This window comes from Eisenbergiella porci, from assembly GCF_009696275.1.
Taxonomy (GTDB): domain Bacteria; phylum Bacillota; class Clostridia; order Lachnospirales; family Lachnospiraceae; genus Eisenbergiella; species Eisenbergiella porci.
Genome location: NZ_VUMI01000032.1, coordinates 15104 through 33524 on the forward strand (window position 1 = coordinate 15104; position 18421 = coordinate 33524).

Sequence of the window (18421 nt, forward strand, 5' to 3'; positions counted from 1 at the left end):
GTTATGTTAGCGGTAGAGAGAAGAAATCTGATTCTTGAAAAGCTTCAGGAGGATAAGAAGGTTATTGTCAGCGAACTGAGTCAGGAATTCCGGGTATCGGAGGAAACCATACGCCGGGATCTGGATAAGCTGGATAAGGACGGCCTTGCCGTTAAAAGCTACGGCGGAGCGGTGCTCAACGAAAATACAAGTCTGGATATGCCCTTTAATATCCGGAAGAAAAACAATCCGGCGGGAAAACAGAAAATAGCCAAAATCGTGGAAACCTTGATAGAAGACGGAGATCATATCATCCTTGATCCCAGCACCACGGCGGTATTCATTGCCAAGGCGCTCAAGGCCAAGGAACGTCTCACCGTGATCACCAATTCCATAGAGGTTATCCTGGAACTGTCCGATGTTTCGGATTGGAATATCATCTCCTCCGGCGGAAGCCTGAAGGAAGGGTATCTGGCCCTGGTAGGCCCCCGCGCCATTGAAGGACTGGGTGCCTTCAACGTGGAGAAGGTGGTGCTTTCCTGTAAGGGGCTGGACATGGAAAAAGGAATTACCGATGGTAATGAACTTTTTTCCCAGGCAAAGCAGACCATGCTCAAATCTGCGAAGCAGTGTATTCTTGCGGTGGATCACACCAAGTTCGGAAGAGTTGCTTTTTCCAAAATCTGTGACATCAACCACGTTCAGGTGGTAGTCACAGATGAAAAGCCCTCCGATGTGTGGCTGGAAACCTTTGAACGTTCCGGCATTACCTGCCTGTATCCTGAGAATTAACAGCCTCATGGGCAAGGCGGTAGGCGCGCGGCGTCATGCCGAACTGCTCCCGGAAAATCCGATGAAAATAACTTGTGTTGTCATATCCCACAGACGCAATAATTTCCTCCACGGGAAGTGTTGTTGTGGTAAGCAGAAAGGCTGACTGGTTCAGCCTTTTTGTCTGCAGTAAATTCTTAAAGGTCTTTCCTGTCATCCGGCGGATCAGCCGGCTCAGATAATAGGCAGGTTCACAAAGACGGACGGACAGCTCCTCCAGCGCAGCCGTCTTATAATTTTCCTCGATATATTTCATGGCCGTAAATACTATATTCTGCTCATGCTGCCCGGGATCATCCTGGTTGATCTTGTCCGTATGGTTCAAAAGCTGCAGGAAAAGAAGCCCCATGGTCGTCTGATTGATATTCCTCCGGTTAGGCTGCCTGTTCACCAAAGACCAGATAAGATTTTCCACCAGATTCTGAATGGGCAGCACCTCACTCACATGGAAATGCAGGTAATTGGTAAAGCTTCGATCCTTTTTCAGGGAACCCACCAGAAATTCCCGCAGCTCGCTGCGCTCATCCATCATGAGAAAAGCCCGGTCAAAAAACTCAGGCAGGACTATGAAATTCACTGCAATATCATCCTCCCCCGCCGGAAGTATCTCCTGCGCGGCGTTCTGGTTCAGGAACAACAAATCCCCTGTATCCAATAAGACACGCGTCGATTCATTAATAATATGGGTCGTCGTCCCGCTGCACATGTAAATAATTTCGATATAATTATGACGGTGCTTCGGAAAACGCACAAACCGCGTATGCGGCCTGATATCGATCAGCTTTCCCGCATCCAGCATCTGCCTGCTGTCCACAATAAAATCATCGTCCGCGGTGTAAATGCTCTTCTCCACCCGGGCCTCCCCGTCCAATATCTTCCTTTCCTCCGGCGAAATCACCCTCAGCTTATCAAGCAGCTCCTGATTCATCTGTTTCCCCTTCCGGTCCCGTCCCGGACCGCCTGTTTTACTGTCCCTGCGCCTGCTGCAGCATATCCGCTTTGCGGTTATTGGCATCCGGCGGAGTTTAGCACCCGGTTTTCTGCGGTGGCTGCAGAAACCGGGATGCGCAGGTATAATGTCAGCTACGCTGACATTATACCATTTACGTCATCTTTCCGTCAAAAGGGATATCTCTTATATAATTAGTAAAGTAAAATTTACTAAATCATAATTGACTAAAATTGAGTAAAGTGATATGATATAAGCAGCGAAGAGGAGGAAGAAGAATGTTTATTGGCAGAGAGCGTGAGCTGGCTTCTTTGAATCAATTGTATACTTCAGAAAGGTTTGAATTTGTAGTTATTTATGGCCGCCGGCGCGTAGGGAAAACTGCACTTATTAACCGGTTTATAAAAGAGAAAAATGCGATCTATTTTATGGGCGTGGAAAGTAATGCCAAACAGAATCTGGAAAACTTCAGCAGGAATATTCTGGAGTATGGAGCGGGTATTCAGGCAGAAACGGCTTTTTTATCCTTTCAGGCGGCATTGGAGTATGTATTCAGGCTGTCGGAAAAGGAGCGCCTGATCCTTGCCATTGACGAGTACCCTTATGTAGCGCGCGCATCTAAAAGCCTTGCATCTACACTGCAGCTTTTAATTGACAAGTACAAGGATACATCTAAGCTGATGCTGATTCTCTGTGGTTCCTCCATGTCCTATATGGAAGACCAGGTCCTGGCCTATAAAGCGCCCCTTTATGGCAGAAGGACGGCGCAGATGAAGATTCAGCCCTTTGATTTTGCAGACACCTGCCGTTATTTTCAGAATTTTTCGGAGGAGGATCAGGCACTGATTTATGGTATTGTAGGCGGGACACCTCAATATCTGCTGCAAATAAATGATCGCCTGAGTGTTGAGGAGAATATTAAGAATACATTTCTGAATCCCATATCCTCTATGTTTGAAGAGCCTGAAAATCTGCTGAAGCAGGAGGTACGGGAGCCTGCCCTCTATAATGCTATTATAACGGCAATTGCGACCGGTGCATCCCGGATGGCGGAAATCTCCACTAAGGTTGGCGAAGATACCAGTGTATGCTCCACCTATCTGAAAAATCTGATATCGTTGGGACTGATTCGAAAAGAGACACCCTATGGTGAAAAATCGTCCCGAAAGTCAATTTACAGTATTGATGATAATATGTTCCGCTTCTGGTATCGATTTGTGCCGGAGAATTATTCCATGATTGCCCGCGGCGCCTCCGATCTTGCATATAAACGGATTCAGCCAAACTTGCCGGATTATATGGGTAAAGTGTTTGAAGAAATCTGCAGGCAGTATCTCTGGAAATTACTGTTAAGCGGGGAATCGCCCGTAGAGTTTAAGGAGCTTGGACGCTGGTGGGGAAACGATCCGTCTGCGCGCAGTCAGACGGAAATTGATATTATGGGAGAACAGGATAAAGAGACGGCCTTGTTTGGGGAATGCAAATGGACAAATGAGAAGGTGGATACAGGGGTACTGGAAACACTGATGAAACGGAGCCAACTGTTTCCTTACAAAAATGTCCGCCTGTATCTGTTTGCAAAGAATGGGTTTACTAAAGGTTGTATTGAGAAGGCGGACCGGCTTGGAAATGTTGCATTGGTAACTTATTCGGATATTCTTAAATAATTGAATCATGCCAGTGAGAGGAATTTAAAGGTAGTAGGAGCAAAGGATAATATTATTTTTTGCTCCTGTTTTTTCTGAGTATTGACTTAATTGAACGTGTAATTTCCAGTAGTTCTGTTTTCTCATCAGGAGTACAGTCCGATAGCAAATCCTGTAATTCTTTTAGAAATAATTCTTCCTGATTCTGTTTAATATCATTCATAAGAAGAAAATCCATACTGGTATGAAGTACATTAGAAAGAGCCACTAAGGTTTCAATAGATGGATGAGCATTACTCGTTTCTATATTAGATATGTGTTTAGGGGATAAACCAATCATTTCACTTAACTGTTCCTGCGTTAAATGGTTCTTTAATCGAAGTCTCTTAATACGCGCTCCGGTTGCTGCATAATCAATCATAAAATTCCTCAGAAATGCTTTCATATAAATATAATATAGTATGTTCTTTTTTTAAAATATAAGTATATTGTAAGGTTGAAAGTATTGTGATATAATACATTCATACAAGATAGTCTTGTAATACAATAGTAAATTGGAGAAAATGATATGAAGAAAAGGTTTATGTGTATTTTATTGGCAGTATTAATGATGAGCGGATGTGATAACGAAGAAAAGATAACTGAAGAAAATGAAGCTCAGGTTTCTTTAGAAGAAAATATAATACAAACAGAAAGTGTACAAGAAAGTATTGAAGAAATAGTGACTGAAATGGCAGAAGAAAGTACTGGGGGTATTTTAAAGGGAGTAGGGGATACTATAGCTATTGAGGAAACAGGAGAAGTTTTTGATATACAAGTAACGCTTGAAAAGTGTGAAGTAGTACAACAGGAAGATTATGAAAAATACGGGTTGTCAATATATAATGGAGAGGAAAAATATTCAGACAAACTTGTAAAAGCTGAATTTAGAATTTTAAATGCTTCTGAGAGAGAAATTTCGATAAATTACATTGAAAACTTTAGCGTTGAGTATGATGAATTATATTCCCCCATGATTTTAGAAAGCGGGACTGAAAATATTCTCTTAAATGACTCGCTGAAATCTGGTGAGGAAATGACAGGCTTTGTAGTATTTTATATGCGGGACGGAGGACCGGAAATTATTATCGAATTTTGGCCGTTTGAAATAGGTATGGATCCAAAACTTAGCTTTCACTATACTCTCATTGATTAGTAAGAGTATAGTAAAATATTTCAAATATGAAAACCTTCTTTTAATATGATTGTTAAAAGAAGGTTTTTCTTAAAATAGAGGTGCAAATAAGGACGGTAAATTTACAATTACCGTCCTAAAAAAATAACTTTCGCAGAGGTATAATAGTAGCAGTGAAATCGGGACGAAAGAAGGTAAAATTATGGCAGAGTACTATCTTGCTGTGGATATAGGCGCCTCCAGCGGCCGCCATATCCTGGGACACCTGGAAGACGGCAGAATCGTATTGGAGGAGGTATACCGTTTTGAAAACGGCATGGAGAAAAAGGACGGCCATCTGTGCTGGAATCTTCCCCGCCTTTTCCACGAAATCAAGGAAGGCCTGAAGGCCTGCAGGGCGGCCGGGAAAATCCCCAAATCCATGGGCATTGACACCTGGGCCGTGGATTATGTCCTCCTGGACGGGGAGGACAGGATCCTGGGAAACACCTATGGCTACCGGGACGGCAGAACCAAAGGCATGGACAAAGAGGTGTATAAAATCATACCGGAGGACGCCCTGTATGCCAGGACGGGAATCCAGAAACAGATGTTCAATACCATTTACCAGCTGATGGCGGTGAAAACCCAGGAGCCGGAGAACATGGAAAAAGCGGAGTGGCTGCTGATGCTTCCTGATTATTTCCATTTTCTGCTCACGGGCAATAAGCTGTCCGAGTACACCAACGCCACCTCCACACAGCTGGTCAGCCCGGAAACAAAGCAATGGGACTATGAGCTGATTGAACGGCTGGGCTATAAGCCCTCTGTTTTCCGGCCGCTGCATATGCCGGGAACCGTGGTGGGACCTTTTTCCAAAGAGGTGGAAGAGGAAGTCGGCTTTACCTGCGAAGTGGTGATGCCTGCAACGCACGATACGGCATCCGCGGTTATTTCCGTACCCGCGCTTACCGATGACTGCCTGTACATAAGCTCCGGGACCTGGTCGCTGATGGGAATTGAAAATGACAGGGCAATCTGCTCCCCGGAAAGCAGGGAAAGAAACTTTACCAACGAAGGCGGATATGAGTACCGTTTCCGTTATCTGAAAAATATCATGGGGCTGTGGATGATCCAGTCCGTGCGCCATGAGCTGGGTGACAAATATTCCTTTGCACAGCTGTGTGATATGGCGGAGGCAGAAAGCGATTTTCCTTCCCGCGTGGATGTGAATGACGACGCTTTTCTGGCGCCCGACAATATGACGGAGGCCATTAAGGCTTATTGCAGAAAGCATGGATGGAGAGAGCCGGAGACAACCGGACAGATTGCAGCCGTTATTTATCAGAGCCTGGCGGAAAGCTATGCGGAAACCGTCAGGGAAATCGAAGCGCTCACAGGGAGAACCTTCCCGGCCATCAATATTGTGGGCGGCGGATCCAATGCGGCATATCTGAACCAGCTGACTGCGGATAAATCCGGAAGATGCGTTTACGCAGGCCCGGGAGAGGCGACAGCTATCGGCAACCTGGCGGTACAGATGCTGAAGGACGGAAAATTTGAGGGACTTGCCCAGGTGCGCGCCTGCATTTACGATTCCTTCGGTGTGAAAAAATATGAAGCGAGGTAAAGGTTCATACCCATCTGAACGGTTACCCAATTACATCATCAGTCGAAAACGTGTGAAACGCACGTCGTCCCATGGGACGGAAAGGAGATAATTATGAACGTAAAAGAAAGATATGAATCCGCAAAGGAAATTTATGCGGCGATTGGCGTGGACACCGACAAGGCGGTGGAAACTCTGGAAAACATTGCGATTTCCATGCACTGCTGGCAGGGCGACGATGTTACCGGCTTTGATCAGAAGGGACCTCTTACCGGAGGAATCCAGACTACCGGAAACTATCCCGGAAAGGCAAGGACACCGGAAGAACTGATGGCAGATATTGATAAGGTATTCAGCCTCGTGCCCGGAAAGCATAAACTGAACCTGCATGCAAGCTATGCTATTTTTGAAGATGGTGAATTTGCGGACAGAGACAAAATCGAGCCGAAGCATTTCAAAAAATGGGTTGATTTTGCGAAGGAAAAAGGAATCGGCCTTGATTTCAACCCCACCTTCTTCTCCCACAGCAAGGTAGTGGACGGCCTGACCCTTTCCAGCCCGATCGATGAAGTTCGTAATTTCTGGATTGAGCATGGAAAAGCCTGCATCCGCATTTCCCAGTATTTTGCAGAAGAGCTGGGAATCCCCTGCGCAATGAACATCTGGATTCCGGACGGCTATAAAGACATTCCCGCCGACAGACTGGGGCCCAGGGCGAGATTCAAAGATTCCCTGGATCAGATCCTTTCCATCCCTTACGATAAAACCAAGGTTCTTGTGTGCCTGGAATCCAAGGTATTCGGCATCGGCCTGGAATCCTACACTGTGGGATCCAGTGAATTTACCGTCAATTATGCGGCAAACAACGGCATTATCAGCCTTATGGACAACGGACATTATCATCCCACAGAGATGGTATCCGATAAAATTTCCTCCATGCTCCTGTTCAATGACAAGATTGCGCTTCATGTAACAAGGCCGGTACGCTGGGACAGCGACCATGTAGTTCTTTTTGATGATGAAACAAGAGAAATTGCAAAGGAAATCGTAAGAAACGACGCCATTGACCGCGTGCTTCTTGCCCTTGATTTCTTTGATGCCAGCATCAACCGTATTTCCGCGTGGACCGTTGGTATGAGAAATATGCAGAAGGCCCTTCTTTACGCCCTGGTTTCTCCCAACAAGCGTTTTAAGGAGCTGCAGGATACCAACCAGTTTACAGAACTGATGGCAATGCAGGAAGAAATGAAAACCTATCCCTTCGGTGATGTGTGGGATTACTTCTGTGAGAAGAACAATGTTCCTGTCAAGGGAGATTGGTTCAGGGAAGTAATGAAATATGAAGAAGAGGTTCTTTCCAAAAGAGCGTAGTTGCAATAACACCGGAAAACGTCAGGACAAAATTGTAATTGCCGGTCATTCTGGCCCGTCCGGACTGTTACAGATTGACGGGGAATCAGAAAAAAGGCCGGAAAAACCGGCAGGGCATAAAATTTGACAAAATAGGACAGGCATGATATGATTTCCACGTAAAGGCCGGTTAAGCCCGGCGGGAAAAAGTACATATTTTTCAGGGGAGCTTGTGAAGCAGGCTGAGAGGAAGTAATCCAACTTCGACCCTTAAACCTGATTTGGGTAATGCCAACGTAGGAAGAAGTTGCACAGCTTACATGATATGAAAGCGGAGTATACCGATCCTGGTATGCTTCGTTTTTTTAGTGAGCGTCCGCCAAAAGCCGCATTTTCTTTTGCCGCAATTCCTGTTTCCTGCATTCGCACTGCCGCACAGGCCCTGAAAAGAAAGAGAAAAACTGTGAAGGAAGCAAACGGTCAGGAGGAAACAGTATGAATTATGCAACACAGATGGAAGCCGCGAGAAAAGGTTTTCTCACGGAACAGATGATAGCGGTGGCAGAAAAGGAGCATATTTCCGGGAAGGAACTGTGCAGGCTTATGGCGGAGGGCAGGATTATCATCCCCTGCAACAAAGAGCATAAGTCGATTGTGCCAAACGGTCTTGGTTCCATGCTGAAAACCAAAATCAATGTGAACCTGGGCACATCCAGAGACATGACAGATTTGGAAATGGAATATGAGAAGGTGCGAAAGGCAGTGGAAATGGGAGCGGAAGCCATTATGGACCTAAGTTCCTTCGGCGACACGAGGAAGTTCAGACGTTACCTGACGCATAACTGCCCCGCCATGATTGGAACCGTGCCGATTTATGATGCGGTGGTTTATTATCATAAGCCCCTGAAGCAGATTACGTCAGGGGAATGGATTGATATTGTGAGAATGCACGCCCGGGACGGTGTGGATTTTATGACTATCCACTGTGGGATCAACAAAGAAACCGCCCATAAGTTTAAGAAGAATAAGCGTTTGACCAATATCGTTTCCAGAGGCGGTTCCATTATTTTTGCGTGGATGGAAATGACAGGAGAAGAAAATCCTTTTTATGAGCACTATGACGAGATTCTGGATATCTGCCGGGAATATGACGTTACCCTCAGCCTGGGGGATGCCTGCCGTCCGGGATGCCTTGCCGACGCTACCGACGCGTCCCAGATAGAAGAACTGATTACCCTTGGGGAGCTTACAAAAAGAGCCTGGGAAAAAGACGTACAGATCATGATTGAGGGACCCGGGCACATGCCGCTTAACCAGATCGCAGCCAATATGGAAATCCAGAAAACCCTCTGCCATGGCGCGCCCTTTTACGTGCTAGGCCCCATAGTAACGGACGTGGCCCCTGGCTATGATCATATTACGGCGGCCATCGGCGGGGCGGCGGCAGCGGTGGCGGGAGCCTCCTTCCTCTGCTACGTAACGCCAGCGGAGCATCTGCGCCTGCCTGACGTGGAGGATGTGAGGGAAGGCATCATTGCCGCCAGAATCGCAGCCCATGCGGCCGATATCGCCAAGGGCGTACCCGGGGCCATGGACTGGGACAATCAGATGAGCCTTGCCAGAAAGAAGCTGGATTGGGAGCGGATGTTCTCTCTTGCCATGGACCCGGAGAAGGCCAGAAGCTACAGGGAATCCTCCCGGCCGGAAAAAGAGGATACCTGCAGCATGTGCGGGAACTTCTGCGCCGTAAAAAATATGAACCGCATTCTGGATGGAGAAATCGTGTCCATCTATGAAGAGTAGCGCAGCTGAATCTATGGAAAACGAGGGTGAAAAAATGCTGAAAGAGCAACTGGAAAAAGTAAGAGGGCAGATGCCTTTAATTCACAATATTACAAATTATGTCACCGTAAACGACTGCGCCAATATCCTGCTGGCCTGCGGCGGTTCGCCGATTATGGCCGATGATTTGGAGGAAGCGGAGGAAATTACCGCTGTCTGCGGCGGCCTGAACATCAATATCGGAACACTGAACCACAATACGATTCCTTCCATGCTGGCTGCCGGTAAAAAAGCCAATGCCTGCGGCCATCCTGTGCTGCTTGATCCGGTGGGCGCGGGAGCCAGCCGGCTGCGCACGGAAACTGCCCGGAGACCGCTTAAGGAAGTACATTTTACAGCCATCCGCGGAAACATTTCCGAAATCAAAACCCTTGCGCTGGGAATGGGAGGCGCCAAAGGCGTGGATGCCGACGGCATAGATGCGGTAACGGATGCGAACCTGGAAAGCACGATCCTTTTTGCAGGACGCTTCGCAGAGGATACAGGAGCCATAGTGGCAATTACCGGAGCGATCGATATTGTAACAGACGGTGATTTTGCCTGTGTCATCCGCAACGGCCATCCCCTGATGAGTAAGGTGACCGGCACCGGCTGTATGCTGTCCGCCATGATGACAGCATACCTGACCGCCAATCAGGAACAGCCCCTGGAAGCGGCCGCTGCGGCCGTCTGTGCCATGGGGCTGGCAGGAGAACGGGCTTACCAGAGGCTTTCCGCCAAAGAAGGCAATGCCTCCTACCGCAGCAAAATCATAGATGAAATTTTCCTGATGGACGGGAAAATCCTGGAGGAAGGCGCCAGGCTGTGCAAATACCGGCTCCAAAAGCAGGAAAACGGAACTTCTGAAAAAATCATCTGCACGGAGGTTCCCCATGAAATGTGACAGAAGCATGCTGCTCCTCTATGCCGTAACCGACCGTGCCTGGACGGGTAAAAAAACACTGCTGCAGCAGGTGGAGGAAGCCCTGGCAGGCGGCGCCACCTGCATCCAGCTTCGGGAAAAGGAGCTGCCGGAGGAAGAATTCCGGCAGGAAGCCCTGGCTGTGAAAGAACTCTGCCGCAGATACCATGTCCCTTTCCTCATTAACGACAACGTAGAACTGGCTGTCAGCTGCGGCGCGGACGGCGTTCATGTGGGCCAGCACGATATGTCTGCGGCGGATGTGCGCCGCAGAATCGGTCCCGGCAAAATACTGGGAGTATCCGCGCAGACGGTGGAGCAGGCCCGCCAGGCGGAAGAAGACGGCGCAGATTATCTGGGAGTGGGCGCTGTTTTTTCCACCTCCACCAAATCCGACGCAGACGCGGTATCCCATGAGACCCTGCAAAAGATCTGCGCCGCAGTATCCATCCCCGTCTGCGCCATAGGCGGCATCCATAAAGAAAATCTGCATTTGCTCAAAGGCACAGGCATCGCCGGCGTGGCCCTTGTTTCCGCCATCTTCGCAAGCCCGGATATCCGTAAGTCCTGCGAAGACCTGAAAAAACTGGCCCTGCAGATAAACGCACAGGACACACTGGAAGCACTGCTGCATACAAACATCCGCGGAGCCATCTTTGACGCGGACGGCACACTTTTAGACTCCATGGGCATCTGGGATACCCTGGGGGAAGATTACCTGCGTACAAAAGGGAAAATCCCCCGGGAAAACCTGCGTGAAACCTTCCGTGACATGAGCCTTCTCCAGGCCGCCTGCTACTACCGGGAAAACTACGCCCTTACGGAAAGCCCTGAAAAAATAGTGGAAGAGCTTAACGCCATGATCGCCTCCTTCTATGAAAAAGAAGCCCCCCTGAAGGAAGGAGCCGCCGCCTTCCTGGAAGAGCTTTGCCAAAGAAACATAAAAATGTGCATTGCAACAGCCACCGATCACAGCCTTATCCGGGCCGCTCTGAAGCGATGCGGAGTGCTGCATTACTTTACTTTTATACTTACCTGCGGACAAGCAGGCGCAGGAAAAGACACCCCCGCCATTTATGAAGAAGCCCTGGCCCTGCTTGGAACCGGAAAAGAAGAAACCTTCGTTTTCGAAGATGCCCTGTACGCCCTGAAAACGGCGAAAACAGCCGGCTTTCCCACAGTCGGTGTAAAAGACCCCTCCTCCGCCGTACAGGAAGGGGAGATTATAAAACAAGCCGATTACTATCTTTATACCTTCACGAAATGAGGAACAGCCCCATGAAAAAGATACTTACCATAGCCGGCTCCGATCCAAGCGGAGGGGCCGGTATCCAGGCCGATATCAAAACCATAACAGTACATGGCATGTACGCCTGTAGCGTCATCACCTCCCTGACCGCCCAGAACACCACCGGCGTATACGGAATACTCAACGTCTCCCCGGAGTTCGTAGCTGCCCAGATGGACTGCGTATTTACCGATATATATCCGGATGCCGTCAAAATCGGCATGGTATCGGAGGAGCCGATACTGGCCCGGATCATCGCCGGTCTGCAGCAATACCGCCCCCAAAACCTGGTCATCGACCCTGTCATGATATCCACCAGCGGCCGCCGCCTCCTCTCAGAACCCGCTTTTTCTCTGCTGAAAGAAGAACTCCTCCCTCTGGGAACCCTCATCACCCCCAACCTCCCCGAGGCACAGGCCCTCACCGGCCTTGCCATCCGCACGCCGGAAGACATGGAAAAAGCCGCCCGCATCCTTTTCAACGCCGCTGGAACCGCTGTCCTCATAAAAGGCGGACATCTTCCGGACGATGCCACAGACCTGCTTTATGACGGCGCCCAAACCACCCTTTTTCCCTCCGCCCGCATCCACAACCCCAACACCCACGGCACCGGCTGCACCCTTTCCTCCGCCATCGCCTGCCGCCTGGCCGAAGGAAAAAGCCTCCCCCAAAGCATAAAAGAAGCCAAAACCTACCTGACCGGAGCCCTTAATACCCCCCTGGACCTGGGAAAAGGCAACGGCCCCCTGAACCACATGTACGCCCTATCCTAAAATTCAGCTGCTTTCACTTCCAGGTTCTGCCGCCGGCTGTTCGTGTGTTCCGCCTGGGCGCCATACCGGTTTGGGGGCGGGAGGTGGTTGCTTAGAGGGCACGCTCCCGCTCGGTTAAAAACGCAGCGGTACTAGCGTTGTAAAGGACACAACGCAAGGACCGGCGTTTTTAAACGACCCTTACAGCAATCCACCTCCCGCCCCCAAACCGGTATGGCGCCCAGGCGGAACACACGAACAGCCGGCGGCAGAACCGTCCTCCCACAAGATTTTGCATAAATTCTTTTCAAGGGGACAAAAAGTTGTTACAATAGAGTGGTGTATATATTGTGCAGTAAAAAAATGACAGGGAAGGGAAACGGCCTCCGGCTTTGAGATCGCAAAGGTAATATGGAAAAAAGAGTAAAAAGGAAATGGAACATGCTTGAGGATTCGCCGGGAATAACGCTGTTCCTGTTTGCGCTTCCCATGATTTTAGGCAACCTGTTCCAGCAGTTTTATAACATGGTGGACTCCATGATTGTAGGACAATTTGTAGGAGAGGATGCACTGGCGGCGGTTGGAGCTTCCTATGCGCTCACCAATGTATTCGTCATGATTGCAATCGGCGGGGGAATCGGAGCCTCCGTTATCACCTCCCAGTATCTGGGGGCCGGAGAAGACAGGAAGATGAAAACCTCCGTGTATACGGCGCTGCTTACCTTTCTGGCCATGGGAATTGTGTTGGGGGTATTCGGCTTCCTGATGAACCGGCTGATCCTCATATGGCTGAATACGCCGGAAAATATTCTGGCGGCGGCAGGAACCTATCTGGGAATTTATTTTCTGGGCATGCCTTTTTTGTTTATGTATAATATTCTGTCTTCCATGTTCAATGCGCTGGGAGATTCCAGGACACCGCTTTGCCTGCTGATTTTTTCCTCCGTGCTGAATGTGTTTCTGGATTTATGGTTTGTCATCGGGTTCGGGGCAGGTGTGGCGGGCGTCGCCGTTGCCACGGTAATCGCTCAGGGTACGGCCGCTGTCATTTCCTTCTGTCTGCTGATGCGCAGGCTGCATGGCTTTGCCGTGGAAGGGAAGGTGCGAAAGTACAACACGGCCATTCTGGGAGCTATGGTGAAAATAGCCATCCCCTCCATTTTGCAGCAGTCCATTGTATCCATCGGCATGCTGCTTGTGCAGTCCGTGGTGAATGGCTTTGGCTCCTCCGTTCTGGCCGGCTATGCGGCGGCGACAAGAATCGAATCCATCTGTATCGTGCCCATGATATCCACCGGAAATGCCGTATCCACTTTTACCGCGCAGAATATGGGCGCGGGAAAACCGGAGAGGGTACGCAAAGGCTACCGGGCGGCCTGCGCCATAGCAGGCGGTTTTGCCCTGCTGATATGCCTTATCCTGCTGTTCTTTGACAGACAGATAATCGGCACATTTATGGATACCTCAAGCGGAGCGGTGGCATATGCCACAGGTACGGGGTATCTGTCCTTTATCAAGTTTTTCTTCATCTGTATCGGACTGAAGGCTGTTACCGACGGCGTGCTCAGGGGAGCGGGGGATGTGGTGGTGTTCACCCTTGCCAACCTGGTGAATCTTGGCATCCGGGTATCCGGCGCCTTCCTGCTGTCTCCCGTGCTTGGCGTGGCAGCCGTATGGTATGCCATCCCCGCTGGCTGGACGGTAAATTACCTGATTTCCCTGTGCAGATATCTGACAGGAAAATGGAGTAAAAAGAATTTGATTGTATAGAGAAAAGGAGAAGAGTTATGGCAGAAAGATGTGTAATTATCGGGGCGGGAGATTTAACCGTATCCGAAATACCTCTGCGTGAAGGGGATTATGTGATTGCGGCGGACGGGGGTTTCGCCTACTGCAGGTATCTGGAAATAGAACCGGATCTGGTTCTGGGGGATTTTGATTCCCTTGATGAAAATAATATGGAAGCCATTATGGAGATGCGCTCCAGAGAACCGGAAAAGGTCAGGGTGCTTCCGGTGAAGAAGGACGATACGGACATGCTGGCGGCCATCAAGGAGGGCCTGAAGCTGGGATATAAGGAATTCGTCATCTATGGCGGCCAGGGCGGAAGGCTGGCGCATACCATGGCAAATATCCAATGCCTGAATTATCTGAAGGAAAAAGGAGCCAGGGGCTATCTAATGGACGGCGACGGCATGATCCTTGTGGCCAAGAATGAAACGGTCAGCTTCAAAAAGAACCTGGAAGGCCTTCTGTCCCTGTTTTCCCTGGGAGATAAGGCGGAAGGGGTCACCATCCGGAATATGAAATACCTGCTGGATAATGCCACAGTCACCAATGATTTCCCGATCGGCGTAAGCAATGAATTTATCGGCAAGGAGAGCAGCATTACCGTAGAAAACGGAACCCTGCTCATCATGATTACCTGGATTTAAAAAACAAAAAATGATGATTAAAAAAGCAGGAGAAATTTCTTCTGCTTTTTTAAAACCTTTTTAAGCAAAATCAGGTTATATCAGTGTAGCTATTTTTATGGTGGTTACAGTTTGGCCGCCGGCCTGACTGTAACTGCATCCGGCCATTAAAAAGCTATGCGGCGGGACGGATGCCTGCCGCCGTTACATATTCATGCAGTCTGTGCAGCGCCTGCACAGACACTTTAAATGCTGCATTTATTCCCGCGAGCAACGAGCCAAGTATCCATGCTTGCATGGATATTTGGCGACTGCCGCGAGGGTCAAATACCCCGCTGCTGCCCGTTGCCTGCGGCGGGGTATTTGAATTCACAAAGGGGCCTCTTCGTGGACGACAAAAAATGGATCAGGGAAATACATCAGGGAAATAATGAGCCGCTTGGACAGATTGCGGAAAAATACTATGACGATATCTACCGTTTCTGCTGCTATCAGACAGGAAATCCGGCGGATGCCTGCGACTGCGCCCAGGAAACGTTTATCAGGTTCATCCGTTACGTGGACAGTTACCGGGAGCGGAATCTGAAGGGTTATCTTTTGACTATCGCCGCCAATGTGTGCCGGGATTATTTTAAAAAGCTGTACCGGGACAGGGAACTGGAACAGGCGCAGCTGGCCCGGCCGGCCGGACAGGAACGGGATTTTACGGAAAACTGCGGGCAAAGCAGCCTGCTTCAGGCGCTTTCCCGCCTGCCCGGCGTACAAAGGGAGGCGCTGACCCTGTTTTATTTTGATGAACTGAAAATCAGGGAAATCGCCCGGATAACGGGGACAAATACAGCTACGGTAAAGTCCAGGCTGCATCAGGGCAAACAAAAGCTGAAAAAAATATTGGAGGAGGAAAGCCAATGAAAAGGGACCGGGAATTAACAAGACTGTTCCGGCAGGAGCTTCCTGCGGATGTGCAGGGCAAAAAAAGGGCGCTGGAAGCGGTTGAAAAAAGCATACGGAGCAAAAGGCCGGTATTCATACCAACCTGGCAGCAGATTTTTTGTACGCAGCTTACCCTTTTTTCACGCGGTTACTGGTGTTTCCAGGCCTTTTGGCTGCTTCTTGGCGCATCTGCCGTCCTGTGGGTGGGAGATCTGACTGTTTATGGGTTAAACAGCCTGTTTTTTACGCCATCGGTTCCGGGCGGTCTGGTGGAACAGGGCGGTGTTTCCTATGTGGTGCTTCTGCCGGTTCTATCCGCAATTATGGCATTGGCAGGCGTAGCCGGTTTTGCGGAGCTGGGGAAATGCTTTTCCTGCCATATGTGGGAGCTGGAACACAGCTGCTGTCTGGATTTAAGACAGCTTCTGGCGGTACGCATGGCGATTACGGGACTGGTGGATCTTCTTTTGCTTGTCTGCTTCACAGCTGTTTCCCGGGGAAGGCTGCAGACAGGATTTTGGCAGACGGGAATCTATCTACTGACGCCTTTTGTGTATAATACGCTGCTGTACCTGACGGTATTCACCTTCGCCAGAGGGAATAACCGTTTCCTGCAGGCCTGCGTGCTTGCGGCGGCCTGCTGTATTTCCTTCTTTCCTGCCTGCATTCCGCATCTGTATGAAAAAACCATGCTTTGGCTGTGGGTTGCCGCACTTGCCGCAGCAGGAGGCCTTGTGGCGGCAGAGCTGTATTGCCTGGCCGGGAAATTAGAAAGAGGAGAAGAGTTATGCTGGAATTAAAGCTGGACGAGGTGACAAAAAAATATAAGGATAACATAGCGGTAAATCATATCAGCGCTGCATTTACCCACGGGGTATACGGCCTTTTGGGAGCTAACGGCGCGGGAAAAACCACGCTCCTCAGACTGTTATGCGATATATTAAGGCCGGATGATGGAAAAATTTTATGCAATGACAGACCGATAGATAAGCTGGGCGCCGGCTACCGGCGTTATCTGGGCTACCTACCCCAGGATTTCGGCTTTTATCCGGACTTTACGGCGGAGCGGTTTCTTATGTATATGGCGGCCCTCAAAGCGCTGCCTGTGTCGGAAGCAAAAAGGAAAACGCAGGAGCTGCTCGCCATGGTAGGTCTGGAAGAGATCAGCAAAAAAAAGATCAAAACGTTGTCCGGAGGCATGGTGCGGCGGCTGGGAATTGCCCAGGCCATGCTCAATGATCCGGAAATCCTGATTCTGGATGAGCCTACGTCAGGGCTGGATCCGAAAGAACGTATCCGTTTCAGGAACATTATCAGCGCTTTTTCCCGGGACAGGATCGTTATCCTTTCCACCCATATCGTGTCCGATGTGGAATATATCGCGGATGAAATCCTTCTTATGAAGGGCGGAAAGCTTCTGCAGCAGGGCAGTGTGGAGAATGTTGCCAGGCAGGTGCAGGGCTGGGTATGGGAGCTGGCCGCAGACAGGGAAGAGGCGGAGGCGCTGAACCGCCGCTATGCGGTGAGCAGCCTGAAAAACCAGGGGGATAAAACAGCCCTGCGCATTATATCGGAGGACTGCCCTGCCCCGGAGGCGGTCAGTGTACCGCCGACGCTGGAGGATGTATACCTTTATTACTTCAGGGAGGAGGCGGACAAATGCTGCTGAAAATTGAACTGGAAAAGCTTTGCAGGAAACCTGCGCTCTGGACAGGTTTTCTCCTCTCATTATTGGCGGGGCTGTATCTCATTAGGATTATGATGCCCGTGGTTTATACCGGAGAGGAGGAACTGCGGGGTATGGCCGCCGTACGCTATAACCGCAGCATTACTGCAGAATATGGAGGCTATTTGACAGACAGGAAGGCGGAAGAAATCATCGCCCGTTATGGTTTTGCGAAATATAATGACGATGGCGGCTGCGTCTACGGAAATTATCTGAACCGTTTTATCACGGAAAATATGACGGACTACAGATACAGTGAAAACAGGAAAAGCACAGTACTCTATTCCCTGCAGGATGAAAACGGCGGTTTTGGCAGAGCCTCCTACGCAGACCGGCTTTATTTTTCCTATGCCGAAGGGTGGGAAGGGTTAATGGAGGTATTGATGGGAACGGCCATCCTGTGGGGGATTACCATGGTGGTGGTATTATCTAATGTATATTCCTCCGACAGAAGCCTGAAAACTGCATCTGTGATCCGCTCCAGTGCTGAAGGGAGAAGAAAAATGCCATTTATGCGGCTGTTGGCGGGCTGGATCATCGCTTTGGGAGGCTTTTTGCTGCTTGGAGGTTTTCTGTTTCTTGTGAATGGCATCGTCTATGGTTTTGAAGGCCTGCGGGCAAATGTGCTTTGTGCGGGAGCTGCGCCATATTTGTGTCCGGACTCCATAACTACAGGACAGTTCTGGGTGTCGGTATATCTTCCGCGCACAGTGCTGGGAGTGACGGTTCTTGTCTGCCTGACAGCCGGAGTATCAGCGGTATGCAGCTGGCCGCTGATGTCTCTTTGTGTTTCTGCCATCCTTTTTGTCTATCCCCTTATCAGCCGGATGCTGGTATTTAAGCTGGGTATTATCAGCTTCGGCCGTTTGTTTGCCCGTCTTCTGACTTTACCGAATGAAGGGCTGCCGCTGAATCTGATGATTCCTTCCTTTGATGGAGGAGCAGGTGGCAGCCGGATTTTTCCGGGCATTGCCGGAGCTGTTTTGTGCCTGGCAGGGCTTTGGATGCTTTGGCACGGCTGGTGCCGGAATGGAAAGAAGGGATAAGA

At 49.5% G+C, this 18421-nt stretch carries 17 protein-coding genes and 1 riboswitch; of the genes, 15 read left to right on the plus strand and 2 right to left on the minus strand.

All coding sequences use genetic code 11. The features are described 5' to 3' along the window. The first annotated feature begins 3 nt into the window (after positions 1–3). The gene (locus FYJ45_RS18090) at positions 4–771 is read left to right on the plus strand and encodes a DeoR/GlpR family DNA-binding transcription regulator (protein ID WP_154466341.1); all 768 of its coding nucleotides are present in this window, start codon (positions 4–6) and stop codon (positions 769–771) included. On the opposite strand, the gene FYJ45_RS18095 is transcribed toward FYJ45_RS18090, so the two are convergent. Next, positions 746–1738: an AraC family transcriptional regulator gene (locus FYJ45_RS18095; RefSeq protein WP_154466343.1), complete on the minus strand. Its 993-nt coding sequence runs from the start codon at positions 1736–1738 to the stop codon at positions 746–748. The two genes, FYJ45_RS18090 and FYJ45_RS18095, sit on opposite strands and share 26 nt — an antisense overlap. A gap of 299 nt (positions 1739–2037) precedes the next feature. On the opposite strand from FYJ45_RS18095, the gene FYJ45_RS18100 reads away from it, so the two are divergent. After that, the gene (locus tag FYJ45_RS18100; protein WP_154466345.1) at positions 2038–3426 is read left to right on the plus strand and encodes an ATP-binding protein; all 1389 of its coding nucleotides are present in this window, start codon (positions 2038–2040) and stop codon (positions 3424–3426) included. Positions 3427–3478: 52 nt separating this feature from the next. On the opposite strand, the gene FYJ45_RS18105 is transcribed toward FYJ45_RS18100, so the two are convergent. Beyond that, positions 3479–3826 (minus strand): helix-turn-helix domain-containing protein, encoded by a 348-nt coding sequence (locus tag FYJ45_RS18105; protein WP_195841876.1) that lies wholly within the window; start codon positions 3824–3826, stop codon positions 3479–3481. Between the two features lie 147 nt (positions 3827–3973). Here FYJ45_RS18105 and FYJ45_RS18110 point away from each other — a divergent pair, with 147 nt between their 5' ends. From FYJ45_RS18110 to FYJ45_RS18170, 13 genes are all read left to right on the plus strand, one after another. Further along, the gene (locus FYJ45_RS18110) at positions 3974–4600 is read left to right on the plus strand and encodes a hypothetical protein (protein WP_154466349.1); all 627 of its coding nucleotides are present in this window, start codon (positions 3974–3976) and stop codon (positions 4598–4600) included. A 181-nt stretch (positions 4601–4781) separates the two neighbouring features. Then, positions 4782–6188: a rhamnulokinase gene (gene rhaB / locus FYJ45_RS18115; protein WP_154466351.1), complete on the plus strand. Its 1407-nt coding sequence runs from the start codon at positions 4782–4784 to the stop codon at positions 6186–6188. A gap of 93 nt (positions 6189–6281) precedes the next feature. Continuing rightward, positions 6282–7538: an L-rhamnose isomerase gene (locus tag FYJ45_RS18120; RefSeq protein WP_021636263.1), complete on the plus strand. Its 1257-nt coding sequence runs from the start codon at positions 6282–6284 to the stop codon at positions 7536–7538. A gap of 191 nt (positions 7539–7729) precedes the next feature. Then, positions 7730–7837: riboswitch (TPP riboswitch) on the plus strand. Between the two features lie 175 nt (positions 7838–8012). Next, positions 8013–9320 carry a phosphomethylpyrimidine synthase ThiC gene (thiC, locus tag FYJ45_RS18125; protein WP_154466353.1) on the plus strand — a complete coding sequence of 436 codons (1308 nt, stop codon included), beginning with the start codon at positions 8013–8015 and terminating at the stop codon, positions 9318–9320. Positions 9321–9354: 34 nt separating this feature from the next. Next, on the plus strand, positions 9355–10242 hold the full coding sequence (gene thiM / locus FYJ45_RS18130) for a hydroxyethylthiazole kinase (RefSeq protein WP_154466408.1): 888 nt from the start codon (positions 9355–9357) through the stop codon (positions 10240–10242). Further along, positions 10232–11527 (plus strand): thiamine phosphate synthase, encoded by a 1296-nt coding sequence (gene thiE, locus FYJ45_RS32285; protein ID WP_154466356.1) that lies wholly within the window; start codon positions 10232–10234, stop codon positions 11525–11527. The genes thiM and thiE overlap by 11 nt, the downstream gene beginning before the upstream one ends. 11 nt (positions 11528–11538) lie before the next feature. Next, entirely contained in the window at positions 11539–12321 is a 783-nt protein-coding gene (gene thiD / locus FYJ45_RS18140) for a bifunctional hydroxymethylpyrimidine kinase/phosphomethylpyrimidine kinase (protein WP_154466358.1), read from the plus strand. Positions 12322–12711: 390 nt separating this feature from the next. Continuing rightward, complete coding sequence (locus tag FYJ45_RS18145; RefSeq protein ID WP_154466360.1) at positions 12712–14070, plus strand: MATE family efflux transporter; 1359 nt, start codon at positions 12712–12714, stop codon at positions 14068–14070. Positions 14071–14087: 17 nt separating this feature from the next. Then, a complete protein-coding gene (locus FYJ45_RS18150; RefSeq protein WP_021636272.1) occupies positions 14088–14735 on the plus strand; it encodes a thiamine diphosphokinase in 648 nt (215 codons plus the stop codon). Between the two features lie 366 nt (positions 14736–15101). Then, positions 15102–15626: an RNA polymerase sigma factor gene (locus FYJ45_RS18155; RefSeq protein ID WP_276892281.1), complete on the plus strand. Its 525-nt coding sequence runs from the start codon at positions 15102–15104 to the stop codon at positions 15624–15626. Next, a complete protein-coding gene (locus FYJ45_RS18160; RefSeq protein ID WP_154466364.1) occupies positions 15623–16447 on the plus strand; it encodes a hypothetical protein in 825 nt (274 codons plus the stop codon). Before FYJ45_RS18155 ends, FYJ45_RS18160 begins: the two co-directional genes overlap by 4 nt. Next, on the plus strand, positions 16435–17316 hold the full coding sequence (locus FYJ45_RS18165) for an ABC transporter ATP-binding protein (protein ID WP_154466366.1): 882 nt from the start codon (positions 16435–16437) through the stop codon (positions 17314–17316). Before FYJ45_RS18160 ends, FYJ45_RS18165 begins: the two co-directional genes overlap by 13 nt. Continuing rightward, positions 17307–18419, plus strand: coding sequence for a hypothetical protein (locus FYJ45_RS18170; RefSeq protein ID WP_154466368.1), 1113 nt, complete (start codon positions 17307–17309; stop codon positions 18417–18419). The genes FYJ45_RS18165 and FYJ45_RS18170 overlap by 10 nt, the downstream gene beginning before the upstream one ends. The last annotated feature ends 2 nt before the right edge of the window (positions 18420–18421 follow it).

Excerpts from the sequence above, each read along its gene's own strand:
- FYJ45_RS18090 (WP_154466341.1), top strand. The coding sequence starts at position 4 with ATGTTAGCGGTAGAGAGAAGAAATCTGATTCTTGAAAAGCTTCAGGAG.
- FYJ45_RS18095 (WP_154466343.1), bottom strand. The coding sequence starts at position 1,738 with ATGAATCAGGAGCTGCTTGATAAGCTGAGGGTGATTTCGCCGGAGGAA.
- FYJ45_RS18100 (WP_154466345.1), top strand. The coding sequence starts at position 2,038 with ATGTTTATTGGCAGAGAGCGTGAGCTGGCTTCTTTGAATCAATTGTAT.
- FYJ45_RS18105 (WP_195841876.1), bottom strand. The coding sequence starts at position 3,826 with ATGATTGATTATGCAGCAACCGGAGCGCGTATTAAGAGACTTCGATTA.
- FYJ45_RS18110 (WP_154466349.1), top strand. The coding sequence starts at position 3,974 with ATGAAGAAAAGGTTTATGTGTATTTTATTGGCAGTATTAATGATGAGC.
- rhaB (WP_154466351.1), top strand. The coding sequence starts at position 4,782 with ATGGCAGAGTACTATCTTGCTGTGGATATAGGCGCCTCCAGCGGCCGC.
- FYJ45_RS18120 (WP_021636263.1), top strand. The coding sequence starts at position 6,282 with ATGAACGTAAAAGAAAGATATGAATCCGCAAAGGAAATTTATGCGGCG.
- thiC (WP_154466353.1), top strand. The coding sequence starts at position 8,013 with ATGAATTATGCAACACAGATGGAAGCCGCGAGAAAAGGTTTTCTCACG.
- thiM (WP_154466408.1), top strand. The coding sequence starts at position 9,355 with ATGCTGAAAGAGCAACTGGAAAAAGTAAGAGGGCAGATGCCTTTAATT.
- thiE (WP_154466356.1), top strand. The coding sequence starts at position 10,232 with ATGAAATGTGACAGAAGCATGCTGCTCCTCTATGCCGTAACCGACCGT.
- thiD (WP_154466358.1), top strand. The coding sequence starts at position 11,539 with ATGAAAAAGATACTTACCATAGCCGGCTCCGATCCAAGCGGAGGGGCC.
- FYJ45_RS18145 (WP_154466360.1), top strand. The coding sequence starts at position 12,712 with ATGGAAAAAAGAGTAAAAAGGAAATGGAACATGCTTGAGGATTCGCCG.
- FYJ45_RS18150 (WP_021636272.1), top strand. The coding sequence starts at position 14,088 with ATGGCAGAAAGATGTGTAATTATCGGGGCGGGAGATTTAACCGTATCC.
- FYJ45_RS18160 (WP_154466364.1), top strand. The coding sequence starts at position 15,623 with ATGAAAAGGGACCGGGAATTAACAAGACTGTTCCGGCAGGAGCTTCCT.
- FYJ45_RS18165 (WP_154466366.1), top strand. The coding sequence starts at position 16,435 with ATGCTGGAATTAAAGCTGGACGAGGTGACAAAAAAATATAAGGATAAC.
- FYJ45_RS18170 (WP_154466368.1), top strand. The coding sequence starts at position 17,307 with ATGCTGCTGAAAATTGAACTGGAAAAGCTTTGCAGGAAACCTGCGCTC.